16 protein-coding genes are annotated in these 17,981 nt (G+C 59.1%); 9 read left to right on the plus strand and 7 right to left on the minus strand.

Going from position 1 to position 17,981, the window contains the following annotated elements; all coding sequences use genetic code 11:
- Positions 1-10: 10 nt before the first annotated feature.
- On the plus strand, positions 11-400 hold the full coding sequence (locus tag AC2FLJ_RS14105; protein ID WP_108861162.1) for a hypothetical protein: 390 nt from the start codon (positions 11-13) through the stop codon (positions 398-400).
- 38 nt (positions 401-438) lie between these two features.
- Here AC2FLJ_RS14105 and AC2FLJ_RS14110 read toward each other — a convergent pair whose 3' ends face one another.
- Together AC2FLJ_RS14110 and AC2FLJ_RS14115 are read right to left on the minus strand one after the other, a co-directional pair.
- The gene (locus AC2FLJ_RS14110; RefSeq protein WP_496699336.1) at positions 439-1,467 is read right to left on the minus strand and encodes a permease; all 1,029 of its coding nucleotides are present in this window, start codon (positions 1,465-1,467) and stop codon (positions 439-441) included.
- Positions 1,460-1,768 carry an ArsR/SmtB family transcription factor gene (locus AC2FLJ_RS14115; RefSeq protein ID WP_108861160.1) on the minus strand — a complete coding sequence of 103 codons (309 nt, stop codon included), beginning with the start codon at positions 1,766-1,768 and terminating at the stop codon, positions 1,460-1,462. The genes AC2FLJ_RS14110 and AC2FLJ_RS14115 overlap by 8 nt, the downstream gene beginning before the upstream one ends.
- 134 nt (positions 1,769-1,902) lie before the next feature.
- Here AC2FLJ_RS14115 and pdxR point away from each other — a divergent pair, with 134 nt between their 5' ends.
- The 6 genes from pdxR (at position 1,903) to AC2FLJ_RS14145 (ending at position 10,895) form a co-directional block, all read left to right on the plus strand.
- Positions 1,903-3,363 carry a MocR-like pyridoxine biosynthesis transcription factor PdxR gene (gene pdxR / locus AC2FLJ_RS14120; RefSeq protein WP_496706366.1) on the plus strand — a complete coding sequence of 487 codons (1,461 nt, stop codon included), beginning with the start codon at positions 1,903-1,905 and terminating at the stop codon, positions 3,361-3,363.
- A gap of 124 nt (positions 3,364-3,487) precedes the next feature.
- Complete coding sequence (gene xsc, locus AC2FLJ_RS14125) at positions 3,488-5,263, plus strand: sulfoacetaldehyde acetyltransferase (protein ID WP_058272524.1); 1,776 nt, start codon at positions 3,488-3,490, stop codon at positions 5,261-5,263.
- A 4-nt stretch (positions 5,264-5,267) separates the two neighbouring features.
- Positions 5,268-6,290, plus strand: a complete 1,023-nt coding sequence (gene pta / locus AC2FLJ_RS14130) for a phosphate acetyltransferase (RefSeq protein WP_496706368.1) — start codon at positions 5,268-5,270, stop codon at positions 6,288-6,290.
- Positions 6,291-6,368: 78 nt separating this feature from the next.
- The gene (locus AC2FLJ_RS14135; protein ID WP_496706370.1) at positions 6,369-9,182 is read left to right on the plus strand and encodes a molybdopterin oxidoreductase family protein; all 2,814 of its coding nucleotides are present in this window, start codon (positions 6,369-6,371) and stop codon (positions 9,180-9,182) included.
- A gap of 91 nt (positions 9,183-9,273) precedes the next feature.
- A complete protein-coding gene (locus tag AC2FLJ_RS14140) occupies positions 9,274-10,023 on the plus strand; it encodes a 4Fe-4S dicluster domain-containing protein (RefSeq protein WP_108861155.1) in 750 nt (249 codons plus the stop codon).
- Positions 10,023-10,895, plus strand: coding sequence for a dimethyl sulfoxide reductase anchor subunit family protein (locus AC2FLJ_RS14145; protein ID WP_496706372.1), 873 nt, complete (start codon positions 10,023-10,025; stop codon positions 10,893-10,895). Before AC2FLJ_RS14140 ends, AC2FLJ_RS14145 begins: the two co-directional genes overlap by 1 nt.
- A 129-nt stretch (positions 10,896-11,024) precedes the next feature.
- Here AC2FLJ_RS14145 and dapA read toward each other — a convergent pair whose 3' ends face one another.
- Positions 11,025-11,897 carry a 4-hydroxy-tetrahydrodipicolinate synthase gene (gene dapA / locus AC2FLJ_RS14150; protein WP_496706373.1) on the minus strand — a complete coding sequence of 291 codons (873 nt, stop codon included), beginning with the start codon at positions 11,895-11,897 and terminating at the stop codon, positions 11,025-11,027.
- A 133-nt stretch (positions 11,898-12,030) separates the two neighbouring features.
- On the opposite strand from dapA, the gene AC2FLJ_RS14155 reads away from it, so the two are divergent.
- Positions 12,031-13,995, plus strand: a complete 1,965-nt coding sequence (locus tag AC2FLJ_RS14155) for a lytic transglycosylase domain-containing protein (RefSeq protein ID WP_496706375.1) — start codon at positions 12,031-12,033, stop codon at positions 13,993-13,995.
- Here the strand turns inward: AC2FLJ_RS14155 and AC2FLJ_RS14160 are convergent.
- Entirely contained in the window at positions 13,969-14,838 is an 870-nt protein-coding gene (locus tag AC2FLJ_RS14160) for a DMT family transporter (RefSeq protein ID WP_113791731.1), read from the minus strand. The genes AC2FLJ_RS14155 and AC2FLJ_RS14160 overlap by 27 nt on opposite strands.
- Entirely contained in the window at positions 14,835-15,500 is a 666-nt protein-coding gene (mnmC2, locus tag AC2FLJ_RS14165; protein WP_496706378.1) for a tRNA (5-methylaminomethyl-2-thiouridine)(34)-methyltransferase MnmC2, read from the minus strand. The genes AC2FLJ_RS14160 and mnmC2 overlap by 4 nt, the downstream gene beginning before the upstream one ends.
- A gap of 49 nt (positions 15,501-15,549) precedes the next feature.
- Here mnmC2 and AC2FLJ_RS14170 point away from each other — a divergent pair, with 49 nt between their 5' ends.
- The gene (locus AC2FLJ_RS14170) at positions 15,550-16,590 is read left to right on the plus strand and encodes an NAD(P)/FAD-dependent oxidoreductase (protein ID WP_496706380.1); all 1,041 of its coding nucleotides are present in this window, start codon (positions 15,550-15,552) and stop codon (positions 16,588-16,590) included.
- Here AC2FLJ_RS14170 and AC2FLJ_RS14175 read toward each other — a convergent pair.
- Together AC2FLJ_RS14175 and AC2FLJ_RS14180 are read right to left on the minus strand one after the other, a co-directional pair.
- Entirely contained in the window at positions 16,582-17,382 is an 801-nt protein-coding gene (locus tag AC2FLJ_RS14175) for an HTD2 family dehydratase (protein WP_496706382.1), read from the minus strand. The genes AC2FLJ_RS14170 and AC2FLJ_RS14175 overlap by 9 nt on opposite strands.
- A gap of 49 nt (positions 17,383-17,431) precedes the next feature.
- A complete protein-coding gene (locus tag AC2FLJ_RS14180; protein WP_496699356.1) occupies positions 17,432-17,974 on the minus strand; it encodes an NADPH-dependent FMN reductase in 543 nt (180 codons plus the stop codon).
- Positions 17,975-17,981 lie beyond the last annotated feature (7 nt).

The raw sequence follows: 17,981 nt of genomic DNA on the forward strand, positions 1-17,981 counted from the left end.
CGAGAAAACCATGCTGAACGTTCTTTCCAAACTATTTGGACCGCATCGCGCCGTTTCGATCTATGCCTTCCTGAAGACCTGGGGTTTGCCCGTGGCAGGCGGTGTTGGTCTTGTTGCCGTCGCTGCTGGTTTGCTGATCTTCAACGACAGCGGCGAGCACGAGCATGAGGCATTCATGACCGTCAACGTCTTGTCAGCGACACCCATCAACGGGGACCTCAAGAACGGCGTCATTGCTTCGGTCCGACTGCCGGACGGGTCTGCGACCTCGGTCACTTCGACCGACGCTCCGGTCTCACAAACCGTTGGCACCACGGCATGCATCGAAAAACGTGTGTACGTGGACAGTGGCGAGGCTCGGTATCGGTTCAAACTGCCGCGCCACTGCGAAGCAGGATAAGTAAAGCCGCCCGGTAAGAACACCGGGCGGCTTTGGTTTCAGATCATCTGGAACAGAATGCCAGCGGTGATGGCCCCAGTGATCCCCAGCCCCAGATAGGTCGCAAAGACCCGTGGTTTGACCAATGACCAGACCGCGGCCATTGCCGGGATCGAACTGACGGCACCCGCGACCATGAAGGACATCGCGGCCCCTGCGCTCATCCCTTGTTCCATCAGGCCAGCCAGCAGCGGCGGCGCGACGTAGGAGTTCAAGTAAGCGGGCATCCCGACCAACGCGGCAATGACAATGGGTACAACACCGTCACCGCCGACAACGCGCGCGATCAGATCGGCCGGCACATAGCTGACCAACAACGCCTCAAGCACATAGGCCAGAGCCAACCATTTAAGCAGGAACAAGCTGTTGTGAATGAACTCGGACCGGAAGCTCTGACGACGCTCGGGTACCTGCCAGAACTTCCAGACAGGTTTGTCCTCCTGTTTAGGTCCGCATCCGCAGCCAGCCGGTTTGTATTCGCGCAGAGGCTGGGCAAACGCGCCGCCTCGCATCAGGGCACGGACGGCAAAGCCTCCAAACAGACCCAATGCGACCGCTGCAATGGCCTTGCCGATTGCAAATGGCCAACCCAATGCGCCTGCCGTGATCAACAAGGTCGGTGGGTCAATCAGTGGCGAGCTGAGCCAGAACGCCATGACAGCCGACAATGGCGCACCAAGCGCCAGCAGACCAGCAATGAACGGAATGACTTCGCAAGAACAGAACGGTGCGAGGCCGCCGAAGACTGCGGCCAAAAAGATCATCCGCGTTTCGCGCCCCTCAAAGGCGCGCGCAACCATCACTTCGGCACCGGTCGCCTTGAGGTAAGACAGCAGCAAGACGGCGAACAGAATATACTGGCCGGTATGTGCAAGGGCTTTGCCCGCAAAGGTTACAACCTCTCCCCAATTGCCGGGGTCAAGGACGGCCACAAGCGCCAAAATGGCCACGATCACCGCCCATGGGGTTTTGATCAGATCAACGGCCACCTTTGCCGGTGCCTTTGGGTTTTGTGTCAGCTCAGCCATCGTTCGCAGCCTTTCCCACTTCGTCCGCGCAGCATTCGCTAAGAATGAACTGCGCGAGGTCTCTCAATTCTTCGTAATTTGCGCGGTTGATGGTGGCGCGCCCGATTTTCTCTTGCTCGACGACCCCGCCGGCCGCGAGGAACCGCAGGTGATGGGCCAATGTCGAAGGGGCAATGCCTGTGCGGTTCTGGATTTCCCCAACGGTCAACCCAGCCTCACCAGCCCGAACCAATGTCTTGAGAACCTTCAGTCGCGCTTCAGAGCCCATGGCCGAGAATCCTGCTGCAGCTGTTTCCCACATCTGATTTCTCCATTAAACTAGATTTCTAGTTATTTAGGTGAGTCGTTCTTTTTCGTCAAGCGTCTTGTTCACGAATTCTCGAAACGAGATTAAGTCCAGATTGCCCTCACCTTAAGTCCACCCTATAAGGCGCTATGGGAATATCGGTCGACACATTCTTTCTGGAATTGAACGGACAGGGCACACTGCAGGCGCAGATCCAACAGATGATTGCCGAAGGCATCTTGTCTGGCCGGTTTCACGTTGGGGAAAAGCTGCCCTCGTCTCGTAAACTGGCGGCGCATCTGGGTGTTAGCCGGATCACGGTGACACTGGCGTATACTGAACTACTGGCCAATGACTACCTGACTGCCAAAGGCCGGTCGGGGTATTTCGTGTCGCAAAACGCGCCCGTGCCACCCAAGTATTCGCCCGTGCAAAAACGCGATGAAAATGTCGACTGGGACACGGCCCTCGCACGCAGGTTCTCGGACGGGGACGTGCTGCCCAAGCCCAGTAATTGGCGCGATTACAAATACCCTTTCATCTATGGTCAGGCAGATCGGAAATTGTTCGACCACGCCAATTGGCGTCTCTGCGCGGTCCGTGCACTGGGTCACAGGGATTTTGCCTCCCTGACCGGGGACTACATGGATCAGGATGATCCGCTGCTGATCGAATTCATCGCCCGTCACACGTTGCCGCGCCGTGGAATCGCCGCCCGCCCCGAAGAGATCTTGATCACTATGGGCGCGCAAAACGCCCTGTGGCTGGCCTCACGCATCCTGTTGAACCGCAACCGCACTGCCGTGATTGAAGACCCTTGCTATTATGCACTGCGGGATTTGCTAAATCACTCCGACTGCAAAGTTTCACCACTGGCCGTTGACCGTGACGGACTGACTCCGGATGCGTTGCCGGATGAAACAGATGTAATTTTCACGACCCCCAGCCATCAAAGCCCAACGACCGCAACCATGCCCGTCGATCGCCGCCACGAGTTGCTGAAACGCGCCCGCGAACTGGACGCCATGGTGGTCGAGGACGATTACGAGTTTGAAATGGCCTTTCTGGGATCTCCCTCCCCGGCCCTCAAGTCAATGGATCGCGACGGACGGGTGATCTATGTAGGCAGCTTCTCGAAATCGCTGTTTCCCGGATTGCGCCTTGGCTACATTGTCGGATCCGAGCCTTTTATCCGCGAGGCCCGTGCTTTGCGTTCTTTGGTGCTGCGCCACCCGCCGGGCCATATCCAGCGCACCGCGGCCTATTTCCTGTCCCTAGGCCATTATGATGCTCAGATTCGACGTATGTCGAAGACCCTTGCCCGGCGACGCGAAGCGTTGGACAGCGCGGTCGAACAGTACGGGCTTACCGTTGCCGGACGCGGAATCATGGGCGGGTCGTCGCTTTGGATGTCGGCCCCCGATCGTGTGGACACGACCAAACTTGCCAAAAAGCTGCAGAGCCAGGGCGTGCACATCGAACCAGGCGCCTCGTTCTTCAATGGGTTGCACCAACCGCGCAACTTCTATCGCCTTGGATACTCGTCCATTGGCCGAGACCGCATCGGGCCGGGCGTGAAACTGATCGCGGATGCCATCCGTTCCGCCTAGCACGGCTCTGGACATATCCCGCCTAACATTCTGGCCCTAACGCCGCTTCGCCCCTTGCGCCAAAACCATATCAAAGGCGGGTGCTGTGCCCGAACCTTTCTTCAATTGTGCGGAGAACACTCAGATGAAAATGACCACTGAAGAGGCCTTTGTTAAGGTTCTGCAAATGCACGGTATCGAACATGCGTTCGGTATCATCGGTTCGGCCATGATGCCGATTTCGGATATCTTCCCGGCCGCAGGCATCAATTTCTGGGACTGCGCCCACGAAGGTTCGGGCGGCATGATGGCGGACGGCTACACCCGTGCCACCGGCAAGATGTCGATGATGATCGCGCAGAACGGCCCTGGCATCACCAACTTTGTGACTGCCGTTAAAACCGCATACTGGAACCACACCCCGGTTCTGCTGATCACTCCGCAGGCAGCCAACAAGACCATCGGCCAGGGTGGCTTCCAGGAAATGGAACAGATGCGCATGTTTGCGGACTGTGTTGCCTACCAGGAAGAACTGCGTGACCCCAGCCGTGTCGCTGAAGTTCTGAACCGCGTCATCCTGCAAGCCAAGCGTGCTTCGGCACCTGCTCAGATGAACATCCCGCGCGACATGTGGACTCAGGTCATCGACGTCGAACTGCCCAAGATCGTCGAATTCGCAGCGACCGCTGGTGGCAACGAAGCACTGGACGAAGCCGCAGCCCTGTTGTCCGACGCCAAATTCCCGGTCATCCTGAACGGTGCTGGCGTTGTTCTGTCCGGCGCGATCCCTGCATCCGCCGATCTGGCTGAACGTCTGACCGCACCGGTCTGCGTTGGCTATCAGCACAACGACGCCTTCCCCGGCTCGCACCCGCTGTTTGCCGGTCCGCTGGGCTATAACGGCTCGAAAGCCGGTATGGAACTGATCGCCAAAGCGGACGTTGTTCTGGCTCTGGGCACTCGTCTGAACCCGTTCTCGACCTTGCCTGGCTACGGCATCAACTACTGGCCGACCGATGCCAAGATCATTCAGGTTGACCTGAACCCTGATCGTATCGGCCTGACCAAAGATGTGACCGTTGGCATCGTCGGCGACGCCAAGAAAGTGGCCGAAGGTCTGCTGGAACGTCTGGGCGACAACGCCGGTGAAGCAGGTCGCGAAGACCGCAAGAACCTGATCGCCACCACCAAATCGGCTTGGGCGCAAGAACTGAGCTCGCTGACCCACGAGAACGACGATCCGGGCACCACCTGGAACGAGCGTGCACGGGCCGCTAAGCCCGACTGGATGAGCCCCCGCATGGCATGGCGCGCAATTCAAGCGGCGCTGCCGACCGAGGCAATCATCTCGTCCGATATCGGCAACAACTGCGCCATCGGTAACGCGTACCCGTCCTTCGAAGAAGGCCGCAAGTACCTGGCACCTGGCCTGTTTGGCCCCTGTGGTTACGGCCTGCCTGCCGTTGTTGGCGCGAAAATTGGTTGCCCGGACGTTCCGGTTGTCGGTTTCTCGGGTGACGGCGCATTTGGTATCGCTGTGAACGAATTGACCGCGATTGGCCGCGAAGAATGGCCCGCCGTGACCCAGATCGTTTTCCGCAACTACCAGTGGGGCGCTGAAAAGCGCAACTCGACCCTGTGGTTCGACGACAACTTTGTTGGCACCGAACTGGACCAACAGGTCTCCTATGCCGGTATCGCAACCGCATGTGGTCTGAAAGGCGTCGTTGCACGCACTCAGGACGAGCTGACCGCGGCCCTGAACCAGGCGATCATCGACCAGAAAAATGGCATCACCACTCTGATCGAAGCCATGATCAACCAGGAACTGGGCGATCCTTTCCGTCGCGACGCCATGAAAAAGCCGGTCCGTGTTGCCGGTATCGACGCGGCTGACATGAATACGTCGGCCGGGGCATAATCGCGTGAAGCCATTGCGCACAATTCTCGGAGCTGCCAGCAGCTCCGACAAGATCATCGCCCTCGCTGAGGGCGATGATCCACGTGTTGTTGAAGGTGCTTTGAAGGCCCGCAAGGAAGGTGTCGCGCGCATCATTCTGGTTGGCGACAAAGCCAAAGTAACTGCCCTGCTGGCCGAACAGGCTGGTCAGGATGTCGACGGCATCGAAATCCACGATCCATCGGACTCTCCCTATGCCGAAGCGTTTGCAGCTGAGCTTTTCGAGCGGCGCAAGCACAAGGGCATGACGCCTGAAAAGGCCGCTGAAGAAATCAAACACCGCCTGAACTATGCCGCGATGCTGGTTCATACCGGTAATGCCGACGGAACCGTCGGCGGAGCTGTTGAGACCACGTCGGCCACAGTGCGCGCCGCTTTGCAGATCATCGGCAAAGCGCCCGACGCGGCCATGGTTTCCAGCTTTTTCCTGATGCTCTACTGCCGCGATCACCACACGGTCCGCGGAGCGCACATCTTTGCCGATTGCGGCCTGGTCGTTGATCCGAACGAACAGGAACTGGCCGAAATCGCCCGGGCATCTGCCGCGTCTTTCAAGGCGCTGACGCATGAGACACCCCGCGTTGCGATGTTGTCCTTTTCCACCGGCGGCAGCGCCAATCATCCGAAGGTCACGAAGGTCAGTGAGGCCACGCAGATTGCAAAGTCGGCTGACCCCGATCTGTTGATCGACGGCGAGCTGCAGTTTGACGCCGCATTCGTCCCCGAGGTGGCTGCAAAGAAAGCCAAGGATTCGCCCCTGCGCGGCGAGGCAAATGTCTTTGTGTTCCCGAACCTCGACGCAGGCAACCTTGGCTACAAGATCGCGCAGCGTATTGGGGGTGCCGAAGCAATCGGCCCGGTCCTTCAGGGACTGGCGAAACCGGCCAACGACCTTTCACGCGGATGCTCCGCCGAGGACGTTCTGCACATGATCGCGGTTACGGCCGTGCAAGCAGAAACATCCAAAACCCGGACAGACGCCTCGTAAATCCGGCTAAAGCGAAATACTGTTCCGATTGATCTCTGCTCATGAGAATAATCGGATCAAAAGCCACAGGGACCAGAAATGAACCAGCCAATCATTAATACCTCTCCCAAGGTCTCTGACGAGGTCAGAAAAACAACGTGCTACATGTGCGCCTGCCGCTGCGGCATCAACGTGCACATGAAAGACGGCAAGGTCGCCTATATCGAGGGCAACCGCGATCACCCGGTTAACAAGGGCGTCCTGTGCGCCAAGGGCTCGGCTGGGATCATGCAGGTCAATGCACCCTCGCGTCTGCGCGCGCCACTGAAACGCGTCGGTCCACGTGGTTCGGGCAAGTTCGAAGAGATCAGCTGGGACGAGGCGCTGGACATCGCCGTTGGCTGGCTCAAGCCGATCCGCGAGGATAACCCCGAAAAACTGGCCTTCTTCACCGGTCGGGACCAAAGCCAAAGCTTTACCAGCTTTTGGGCGCAGAATTTCGGCACCTGTAACTATGCAGCACACGGTGGCTTCTGTTCCGTCAACATGGCTGCGGGCGGCATCTATACGATGGGCGGTGCGTTCTGGGAATTCGGCCAGCCTGACTGGGATCACACCAAGCTGTTCATGCTGTTCGGTGTTGCCGAAGATCACGACAGCAACCCAATCAAGATGGGCATCGGCAAGATCAAAGCCCGTGGCGCACGGGTGATCGGCGTCAACCCGATCCGCTCGGGCTACAACGCGGTGGCTGATGATTGGGTCGGGATCACTCCCGGCACTGATGGTTTGTTCATCCTGTCGATGATCCACGTGCTGATGAAGGCCGGCAAGATCGATCTGGACTATCTCAGCCGTTACACCAACGCGCCGGTTCTGGTCGACGCGTCCGAAGGCCCCACCAAGGGTCTGTTCCTGCGCGATGAGAATGGCAAGCCGCTGGTTGTTGATCGCAACAGGGGCGAGCTGACGGCGTTTGACAAACCGGGTGTCCGCCCCGACCTGTCGGCGACCTTTGAGAAGGATGGCGTCACCCACCGGCCCGTGTTCCATCTGATGGCTGAACGCTACCTCAGCGACGAATACGCGCCCGAGAACATCGCCGAGCAGTGCGGCATCCCCGCCACCCGTATCCGCGCCATCGCGGGCGAGTTGGCCCGCGTTGCTTTTGACGAGGCGTTCGAGCTGGAGCGCGAATGGACCGATTTCCGCGGCGAAAAACACACCAAGATGATCGGCCGCCCGGTTGCCATGCATTCGATGCGCGGTGTCTCGGCCCATGCCAATGGCTTCCAGACCTGCCGCGCACTGCACGTGTTGCAGATCATCCTCGGCACAGTCGAAGTCCCCGGTGGCTTCCGCTTCAAGCCGCCCTATCCCAAACCGGTTGAGGCGCACCCGAGACCGCACTGCAAGGTGACCCCGAATACGCCGCTCGACGGCCCGCATCTAGGCTTCGTTCAAGGGCCAGAGGATCTGGCGCTGAAGGCAGACGGCAGCCCGGCGCGGATCGACAAGGCGTTCACATGGGACAACCCGATGTCCAGCCACGGGCTGATGCATATGGTGATCTCGAACGCACATGCGGGCGATCCCTACAAGATCGACACGCTGTTCATGTACATGGCCAACATGTCCTGGAACTCATCCATGAACACCAAAGGTGTCATGGAAATGCTGACGGACAAGGATGAGAACGGCGATTATGTAATCCCTCATATCATCTACTCCGACGCCTATTCGTCGGAAATGGTGGCCTATGCCGACTTGATCCTGCCGGATACCACCTATCTAGAACGCCACGACTGTATCTCGCTGCTCGATCGCCCGATCTGCGAAGCAGACGCGGCAGCCGACGCAATCCGCTGGCCTGTGATTGAACCCGACCGGGACGTCAAAGGCTTCCAGTCAGCGCTTGTCGAACTGGCCAACCGCTTGGGCCTGCCGGGCTTCACCAATGAAGACGGCAGCGCCAAATGGACAGATTACGCCGACTATATCGTCAATCACGAGCGCAAGCCCGGCATCGGCCCACTTGCCGGTTTCCGTGGTGAAAACGGCGACAAGGAAGGCCGGGGTGAGGTCAACCCCGATCAGTTGAACCGCTATATCGAAAACGGCGGCTTCTACGTGGCCCATATCCCCGAGGGCGCGGATTACTACAAACCATGGAACGCAGCCTATCAGGATTGGGCTGTCGGCATGGGCATCTATGACAGCCCGCAGCCATACCTGTTCCAGCTGTATTCCGAGCCGATGCGCAAATTCCAGCTTGCCGCCGAAGGCCATGGCGAACGTCAGCCCCCGGAACACCTGCGGGAACGCATCAAAGAGACATTGGACCCGATGCCCATCTGGTACGAGACCGACCAGACCGGCAACGAAGGCTTTACTGTCAACGCTCTGACCCAGCGCCCCATGGCAATGTATCACAGCTGGGGAACCCAGAACGCATGGCTGCGCCAGTTGCACGGCCGCAACCCACTTTATGTTCCGACTAAGCTGATGCGCGAGAATGGCCTGAGCGACGGTGATTGGGCCAAGGTGACCTCGCCGCATGGCGAGATCACGGTGCCGGTCATGGAAATGGCGGCCCTGAACGAAAACACCGTCTGGACCTGGAACGCCATTGGCAAACGCAAAGGCGCATGGGCGCTGCAAGACGACGCGCCCGAGGCCACCAAGGGCTTCCTGCTGAACCACCTGATCCACGAACTGCTGCCGCCCAAGGGCGATGGTCTGCGGTGGGCAAACTCTGACCCGATCACCGGCCAGGCAGCCTGGTTCGACCTGAAAGTGAAGATCGAAAAAGCTGACCCACCAACGGATGCGGAAAGCCAACCGGAATTCCCACCGATTGAATCTCCGGTCGGAACTGGACCGAAGGATTTGGCATGGAAGGTAGGCAAATGACCCGGTCCCTGCGTCATCTGGCCAAAAATATCGCGGGGTCTGGGGCAGCACCCCAGTCCGCCCTCACCACAAAAGCGGAGGCAAGGTAGTCATGACCCAGCTCCCCACATCCACCGACCGCAAGATGGGTCTGGTCATCGACCTGGACACCTGCGTTGGCTGCCACGCCTGCGTCATCTCATGCAAAGGCTGGAACACGGAAAACTACGGCGCGCCGCTATCCGATCAGGACGCTTATGGTGCCAACCCGTCCGGCACTTTCCTGAACCGGGTGCATTCCTATGAGGTGCAACCGGCGGAAGGTCACGCCCAGCTGATCCACTTCCCCAAATCCTGCTTGCACTGCGAGGACGCGCCTTGCGTCACCGTTTGCCCCACAGGGGCCAGCTACAAGCGGGTCGAGGACGGCATCGTTCTGGTCAATGAAAGCGACTGCATCGGCTGTGGCCTGTGCGCGTGGTCTTGCCCCTACGGCGCACGTGAACTGGATCAGGCCGAAGGGGTGATGAAGAAATGCACCCTCTGCGTTGACCGTATCTACAACGAAAACCTGCCGGAAGTAGACCGTGTTCCGTCTTGCGTACGCACCTGTCCCGCAGGCGCGCGCCACTTCGGTGATCTGGGCGATGCGGACAGCGATGTCAGCAAACTGGTCGCCGAACGCGGTGGCATGGATCTGATGCCGGAAATGGGCACCAAACCAGTCAACAAATACCTGCCGCCACGGCCCAAGGATAACGTCGAAGATCAGATCGACATCCTGGCCCCGTTGCTGGCCCCGGTCGCTGAAGAGCCCAAAGGGTTCCTTAGTTGGCTGGACAAGACCTTGGAGAAGCTCTGATGCATCCAGCACCTTCCGTCATCATTTTCACCACCCTGTCGGGTCTTGGCTTTGGACTGTTGTTCTTTTTGAGCCTCGGTCTGCCAGACGTCTCTGGCTGGGTCGCTTTTGTCTTTTTCGCCATCGCCTACGCCCTGTCCGTTGGCGGCCTGATGGCGTCCACCTTTCACCTTGGCCACCCCGAGCGGGCCTGGAAAGCGTTTACGCAATGGAAGACCAGCTGGCTCAGTCGCGAAGGCTGGTGCGCGGTCATCGCTCTGATCGTCATGGGGCTTTATGCGATTGGCGTGATCTTCCTGGGCCAACGCTGGAGCCTTCTTGGCTGGATCGGTGCGCTGTTTTCGCTACTGACCGTATTCACCACGTCGATGATCTACACGCAGCTCAAAACCATTCCCCGCTGGAATATGAACCTGACTCCGGCCATGTTCCTCAGCTTCAGCCTGGCAGGCGGTGCACTGCTGGCCGGGCAGGTCCGAGTGGCGCTGCCGCTGCTGCTGATCGCGGCGCTGGTGCAGATATTGTATTGGAAAAAGGGCGACAAAGCTCTGGAGGAGTCCGGCACAGATCTGGGCACGGCAACCGGATTGGGCGATCGCGGCGCAGTGCGTGCATTTGAGCCTCCTCATACCGGCACCAACTATTTGCTGCGTGAATTCGTTCACGTCGTTGGCCGCAAGCATGCCGAAAAGCTGCGCATCATCTCGTTTGCGTTGGCGTTTGTTCTGCCGGTTATCCTGCTGCTGTTGCCATTCGGCCATTTCTTCGCGCTGCTGGCAGTGCTGTCCCATCTGGCCGGTGTTGCGACGTCACGCTGGCTGTTCTTCGCACAGGCCGAGCATGTCGTCGGACTGTATTACGGAAAACGGTAGGGGGCTCTGCCCCCGTCGCGGCAAGCCGCGACTCCCCCGGGATACTTTTGGCCAGATGAAGTCTGGATCCGGAACAAAAAAAGGCGGCGCTCGAGGTTCGAGGCCGCCTTTTTCTTTCTTGAATTCGCCTTAGATAAGGCCTGCGTGCTGAAGCGCCGCGTCGATCGCCGATTTGGTGCTGCTTTCCAGCCCGGACAGGGGCGAGCGGACTTCTTCGCTGCACAGGCCCAATTTGCTGAGCGCGTATTTGGCGCCTACAAGACCGGGCTCGATAAAGATCGCTTCGTGCAGGGGCATCAGGCGGTCCTGATACTCCAACGCTTTGGCATAGTCGCCGTTCAGCGTCGCCTGCTGGAATTCGGCACACAGTTTGGGCGCGACGTTCGCGGTAACCGAAATACAGCCCACACCGCCATGCGCGTTGAAACCAAGCGCCGTCGCGTCCTCGCCGGACAGCTGGCAAAAGTTTGGACCGCAGGAGGCGCGCTGTTGGCTGACGCGGGCCAGATCTCCGGTCGCGTCCTTTACACCCACAATGCGCGGCAGTTTCGCCAACTCGCCCATGGTTTCAGGGGTCATGTCGATTATTGATCGACCGGGAATGTTGTAGATGATGATCGGAATATCCGCGCAATCATGCAGCGCACGGAAATGCATCAGTAGACCCTTTTGCGTGGGCTTGTTGTAATATGGCGTCACGACCAGAGCTGCATCGGCGCCTACTTTCTGCGCGAATCGCACAAACCGGATGGCCTCAACAGTGTTGTTTGACCCAGCACCTGCGATCACAGGAACACGACCAGCCGAGGCTTTGACAACCTCGTCGACAACAGTTTCATGCTCTTCGTGGCTCAGCGTGGGGCTTTCGCCGGTGGTGCCAACGGGAACCAGCCCGGTGGAGCCTTCCTGAATCTGCCATTCCACCAAGTGTTTGAGCGTCTTCAGGTCCAACTCGCCGTTGCTAAACGGTGTGACGAGGGCTGGCATAGAGCCTTTGAACATGACACGCTCCTTAGGTGCAGTTTGTAATTTTTACGCCTCGGTTTGCCAGAAATCTGTCTTTCTTGAGTTGAACCCGACGGCGCAAGCTTTATCCTGAATGGCTGTATCCTTGGTTGGTTGGGAAATGCAAGGGATGACACGCTTTCTGGCGTTTTTGACGGTCGTAATTTTGATTTCGGGCACACATGTGCGAGCCGACGCCGCAGGTGATCTGCGGACCGGTATGAATGAAATGCGCAAGGGGGACTGGAATGAAGCCTTGCGTGTTTCTGGTGCGCGGGGTTCAGTGCCTCGGGACATCATTGTCTGGCACTGGCTGCGCGAAGGGTTTGGCAGTTCGGGTGACGTTCTGGTGTTTTTGGATCGTCGTCCAGACTGGCCTGGTCTGGCTTGGTTGCGGCGTAAAAGTGAGCCCGCCTTCACTGGCGCCGACCCGGATCGCGTTCTTAGATTCTATGCAAAACAGCCGCCGCAAACCGCTGAGGGCGCGTTGAACTATGCCGTCGCATTGAAGGCAAAGGGTCGTCAGGGAGATGCTGAGGCCGATATCGTCGCGGCCTGGCGGACGATGCCAATGGGCTCGGGTCTGCAAAAAGACTATCTTGAGAATTTTGGCAAGTTGCTGAAACCGCATCACGCCGCACGCCTGGACCGGATGCTATGGGACAACCATCTTGTCAGCGCAGGTCAGATGCTGCCGCTGGTCAGCGCCGATCAGCGCAAACTGGCTGAGGCGCGGATCGGTCTTCAGAAACGGCAACCCGGTGTCGACAGCAAGGTGGCGGCGGTTCCGAAATCGCTGGTCGATTCACCGGGCTTGGCTTTTGACAGATTCGTCTGGCGTGACAAGAAAGAGTTGGACGACAGCGCGATAGACTTGATGCTGGCGCGCTCTTCCGGCCCTGATGCGTTGGGAGAACCTGACAAATGGGCCGAAGGCCGTCGCCGGTTGGCCCGGCTTGAGATGCGAAATGGGGACCAGAACCGCGCCTATCAGATTGCTGCCAATCACCACATGACGCCGGAAATGGGCTATGGCTATGCCGATCTGGAGTGGTTTTCCGGGTTTCTGGCCTTGCGGAAGCTGAATGATCCGGCGACCGCGATCCGGCATTTCCAGAACTTCTCGGACGCGGTGAAATCGCCGATCTCGAAAGGACGCGCCGGGTATTGGTTGGGTCGTGCCTATGCGGCCCATGGTGACGCCGAAAAAGCCTATGACGCCTATGCAATGGGTGCAGATTATCAATCCTCTTTCTACGGCTTGCTGGCGGCGGAACAGATTGGGCGTCCTTTCGATAGTGAACTGGCCACCCCCCGCCGGGCGCCACACTGGAAGCAAGCTGAGTTCTCCAATTCAAGTGTACTGGAGGCGGGGCTACTGCTGCTGAAGGCTGACGAAGACACCCTATCTGAGCGGTTCCTGACTCATTTGGTGGAAGGGCTGGACCCGGTTCAGGCCAATCAGTTGGGCGATTTGGTGATCGAGTTGAAGCAGCCGCATCTGGCCGTGATGATCGCCAAACGCGCTGCAACAGTCGGCCTGGTTTTGCCAGCCGCCTATTACCCGGTGCATCCGGTTGCCGACATGGGTCTGCCCATGGCCAAGGAAATGACGCTGGCCATTGCCCGTCGGGAAAGCGAGTTTGACCCCGTTGTGATCAGTGGAGCCGGAGCGCGCGGGCTGATGCAGGTCATGCCGGCCACGGCAAAGCTTGTGGCCAAGGAATTGGGTATCCTAAGCGGCCACAAGACGATCAAGCTGACCTCGGATTGGCAATATAATGCCAAGTTGGGTGCCAATTACCTGTCCGGTCTGGCCGCTGATTTCAACGGAAACGTCGTGATGATGGCGGCCGGATATAACGCAGGTCCGCGCCGGCCGATGTCGTGGATGGATCGCTATGGCGACCCGCGCGCAGGTGAAATCGACGTGGTCGACTGGATTGAGGCGATCCCGTTCAGTGAAACCCGCAACTACGTGATGCGTGTGTCGGAAAGCCTACCGGTCTATCGCGCCCGCCTTGGCCAACCTGCCTTGCCGATCCCGTTCTCGCAGGAACTGGTCGGGTCAACGCTGGCGTCTTTCGCGCCATAGGGTGAACAGCCCGGCGGCGACAACCAGCGCTGCGCCTATGACCACTTCAGGGCGCAGCGTTTCACCAAAGACCGAGATTCCCAGGATCGCGCTCCAGACCAGGTGGAAATAGGCGAAGGGCTGCACCGCGCTGGCCTCGGCCATCTCATAGCATTTGATCAGCAACCAATGCCCCAGAACGCCACTCACGCATAGCAGCGCCATCCAAGCCCAATCCGTCTGGGCCATCGGCTCCCAGAACCACATTCCCACTAGCGTCATGGCGACGGCACCGCTGACGCCTGTCCAGAAAAAGCTGGTGGCGGAATTGTCCCGGCGGGATACGTAACGGGTCAGCAAACCGTAGACTGCAAACATGAAAGCCGAGATCAGCGGTACAATGGCCCAAGGGTTAAAGACACCCACGCCGGGCTGCAGGATGATCAGAACACCGATGCACCCAACGCCGATTGCGGCCCAGCGTCGCCAGCCGACCTGTTCGCCCAATACCGGCCCGCTGAGAGCGGCGATCAACAACGGGTAGCAGATGAATACGGCCATCGCGTCAATCAGGCCCAGAACAGTGAAACTGAACACAGCGACGCAGATCTCGGCCGCCAACAGCAGGCCACGAAATATCTGCAGCTTCAGCTGGCTTGTCTGGGTAGTGGCCTTCAATCCGCCGGGCGCACGTGCGGCCAAAGCGATGACAAAGGCGGCGAAGAACCAATAGCGGATCATTACGACCATGTATGTGTTGTATGTTCCCGCTAAATGGCGCGAAATACCGTCCTGCAGTGCAAAGACGATGGTCGCCCCGACCATCAACGCAATCCCGGCGCGCGTATTGTTCTGCTGTGTCATGATTTGACCGCACGGGTCATGTGGCGCTTACGGCCATAGCCGGGTGCGCGCGTAACAGTGAAACCGGCATCCTCAAGCCCCCTTCGCACGAACCCGGCGGCGGTGTATGTCGCCGCCGTTCCGCCAGTGGCCGTGTGGTCGGCGACTTGCTGCATCAGGTCTGCACCCCATAATTCGGGGTTTTTAGCCGGAGAGAACCCATCCAAAAACCACGCATCGGCGGCACCTTCCCACGTTTGTAGGGTTTGACGCGCATCGCCTTCAACAACCTCAAGCCGCAGGGTGCCCAAATCACATGTGCCACCCTCCCATTGCGAAAGGAACCGGTCAGACCAAGGCGCAAGTTCAGGAAAGGCCGCCAGCGCTCGGGACATGTCCGCGGGCCCCATCGGATAGGCCTCAAAACTGGTAAAGGACAGGGTCGTGGTCTGGCCCGATCTCTCCCATTCGGACCAGACGGTCAGCATGTTCAACCCGGTGCCAAAACCCAATTCAGCAATGTGGAAGCCAGGTGCGAACCGCGCAGGCAGCTCATTGCCCGCCAGAAACACATGCCGCGTCTCTTCCAGCCCGTTTTGCAACGAGAAATACGGATCGTCGAAACGATCCGAGACCGGGATCTGATCCTCAGTCCATGTCAGTTCAGCGCGCTGGTCTGCCATCGGGGAATCCTGTAGCTAAGCGGCGCGACACTGAACAAGGTAAAGGGGAATGGCAATGGTCGATGTGACGGTGCGCGGTGCAGGGATTTTCGGCCTGTCAATCGCCTGGACCTGCGCACGGCGAGGCGCAAAGGTGCAGATCGTCGACCCTTTTGGTCCCGGAGCCGGATCCAGCGGTGGCCTGGTTGGCGCACTGGCACCTCATGTGCCCGAAAACTGGAATGCCAAGAAGGCGTTTCAGTTCGACAGCCTGATCATGGCTGAACCGTTCTGGACTCAGGTCGAGGCCACAGGCGGCGTATCACCAGGATATGCGCGGCTGGGGCGGCTGCAACCCATCGCTGACACGCGAACGCTGGAACTTGCCCATGCCCGTGCGGGCACGGCGGTTGAACTGTGGCAGGGTCGCGCTGAATGGCGGGTCGTCGAAACAGCCGCGGTCTGTGCATGGTGTCCGCCCAGCCCGACAGGGTTTGTCATCCATGATACGCTGAGCGCCCGCATGCATCCGCGCCGGGCTTGTGCGGCCTTGGTTGCGGCATTGGCTGTGATGGGGGTTGAGGTCGTAGCTGACGCACCGGACCGTGGGCAGGTTGTCCATGCAACCGGGCTTGCCGGACTTCAGGAACTGAGCGAGGCGTTTGGCAAAACAGTCGGCAACGGCGTCAAGGGACAGGCGGCTCTGTTGCGGTTTGATGCGGGTAAGGTTCCACAACTATTTGCGGACGCGATCCACTTCATACCCCATGCGGACGGGACATTGGCGATTGGATCGACCTCTGAGCGTGACTATGACGACCCGACCAGCACGGATGCAGCTCTGGATGACGTTCTGGACCGGGCGATGCGGGCCGTTCCCGTCCTGCATGGCGCAGAGGTCATCGAACGATGGGCAGGTGTACGGCCGCGCAGCAAAAGCCGCGCACCGATGCTGGGCGCGCACCCGGTACACAAAGGTCAATTCATCGCCAATGGTGGCTTCAAGATCGGCTTTGGCATGGCCCCGAAAGTGGCCGCGGTCATGGCAGATCTGGTTCTTGAGAACCGGGACGCGATCCCGAGTGACTTCAGACCCGAAGCATCACTCTGATCGCGGGACAAACTCGGCGGACATGCATTGCCGCCCATCTGGTCCGCGCACCCACATCGCTTGGCCATTCCGGCACAAGGTCGCCGTCTCAGAGTGCATTAGCGGCGATGACGCGCGAAATGAAAACTGAGCCAAGGGACCTGCCAGATCCTCGGCAAACAGCATCAATAATTGTGCCAGCAAAGGGCCATGAACGACCAGGCCGTCATAGCCTTCGACATCCCGCGCGTAGTCCAAATCGTAATGGATACGGTGCCCATTGAAGGTCAGCGCCGAGTATCGGAACAAAAACGTGCTGTCGAAAGTGACGTCTCGCCTGTCGGTTTCATCGGTACGGGCCATAGGTGGCTTGGGCTTGATGTCAGTACCCGAAGGGTCAGGCCGATAAACTAGATCCTGCCATTCGCTCAGACACAATTGACCGTCCTGAGAAATCTCGTGTCGCAGGGTAACAAACCCCAGCGGTCCCGTCCGTCCGGTTTTTGTCGCCGCACTTTCAAGAACAGACCGGCGCACGGCTTTTGAGCCCGCGACCAGCGGCGCGTGAAACTGCAACCGTCCCCCGGCCCACATCCGACGTTGCAAGCCCATATCGGGGATCAGACCGCCCCCAACCTTTGGATGCCCGTCCCGCCCCAAACTGGCAGGCGGCTGAGGGGACCAGAAATACAGCTGGTGAAAGAACGGCGGCAGGTGATCGCCCGCATCGAATTTCTTATGGGAACCAAGCGCCGCCAGCAGCGCAGAGGCGCGGGCCGGATCCATCACATCGGTCTGTATTTCGTCAGTCATGGCGGCAGACTATGCAGACGGACCAGACCCGGCAAGCAACCTCTCGATCTTAGAACCCGGACTCAGCACGTAGTTTCTGCATGAGTGTCCGCAGAGAACTTTCGTAACGGTCGCTCAGCAATTTCCCCTGCTCGTCAAACTCGTTCGAACTGCTGGCGAGATGAATCTCTGGCCCCTGCAAGATACGAGGCTGGAACGGAACCATATAGCCGCGCAGAACCATCTGCGCCCGCTCGCCACCTGCGCGTCCTGCGGCGGCTGACATCACGGCAACCGGTTTGTCGGCCCAGGGGCGGCCATCGGTTCGACTGACCCAGTCCAAAGCGTTTTTCAGAACACCCGACGGGCCTTTGTTGTATTCCGGAGTGGAAATGATCACGGCATCAGCCTGCGCGATCTGATCGGACAAGGTTTGCACTGCGGCAGGAATGCCCTCGCCATCCTCAAGATCACCATCATAAAGCGGCAGGTTCAGATCGGCTTCGATATGTGTCCCCGGCTCGAACAGCCGGGCCGCTTCGCGCAGCAATTTGCGGTTGGTCGCGCTTTGGCGCAATGAGCCGGACAGGCTCAGAAGTATGGGGTCAGACATTGGGAAA

The sequence above is a fragment of the Ruegeria sp. CDSA034 genome, assembly GCF_059612275.1.

Bases quoted from the DNA above. Each gene is read 5' to 3' on its own strand.
- AC2FLJ_RS14105 (WP_108861162.1), top strand. From the start codon at position 11: ATGCTGAACGTTCTTTCCAAACTATTTGGACCGCATCGCGCCGTTTCG.
- AC2FLJ_RS14110 (WP_496699336.1), bottom strand. From the start codon at position 1,467: ATGGCTGAGCTGACACAAAACCCAAAGGCACCGGCAAAGGTGGCCGTT.
- AC2FLJ_RS14115 (WP_108861160.1), bottom strand. From the start codon at position 1,768: ATGTGGGAAACAGCTGCAGCAGGATTCTCGGCCATGGGCTCTGAAGCG.
- pdxR (WP_496706366.1), top strand. From the start codon at position 1,903: ATGGGAATATCGGTCGACACATTCTTTCTGGAATTGAACGGACAGGGC.
- xsc (WP_058272524.1), top strand. From the start codon at position 3,488: ATGAAAATGACCACTGAAGAGGCCTTTGTTAAGGTTCTGCAAATGCAC.
- AC2FLJ_RS14135 (WP_496706370.1), top strand. From the start codon at position 6,369: ATGAACCAGCCAATCATTAATACCTCTCCCAAGGTCTCTGACGAGGTC.
- AC2FLJ_RS14140 (WP_108861155.1), top strand. From the start codon at position 9,274: ATGACCCAGCTCCCCACATCCACCGACCGCAAGATGGGTCTGGTCATC.
- AC2FLJ_RS14145 (WP_496706372.1), top strand. From the start codon at position 10,023: ATGCATCCAGCACCTTCCGTCATCATTTTCACCACCCTGTCGGGTCTT.
- dapA (WP_496706373.1), bottom strand. From the start codon at position 11,897: ATGTTCAAAGGCTCTATGCCAGCCCTCGTCACACCGTTTAGCAACGGC.
- AC2FLJ_RS14155 (WP_496706375.1), top strand. From the start codon at position 12,031: ATGACACGCTTTCTGGCGTTTTTGACGGTCGTAATTTTGATTTCGGGC.
- AC2FLJ_RS14160 (WP_113791731.1), bottom strand. From the start codon at position 14,838: ATGACACAGCAGAACAATACGCGCGCCGGGATTGCGTTGATGGTCGGG.
- mnmC2 (WP_496706378.1), bottom strand. From the start codon at position 15,500: ATGGCAGACCAGCGCGCTGAACTGACATGGACTGAGGATCAGATCCCG.
- AC2FLJ_RS14170 (WP_496706380.1), top strand. From the start codon at position 15,550: ATGGCAATGGTCGATGTGACGGTGCGCGGTGCAGGGATTTTCGGCCTG.
- AC2FLJ_RS14175 (WP_496706382.1), bottom strand. From the start codon at position 17,382: ATGACTGACGAAATACAGACCGATGTGATGGATCCGGCCCGCGCCTCT.
- AC2FLJ_RS14180 (WP_496699356.1), bottom strand. From the start codon at position 17,974: ATGTCTGACCCCATACTTCTGAGCCTGTCCGGCTCATTGCGCCAAAGC.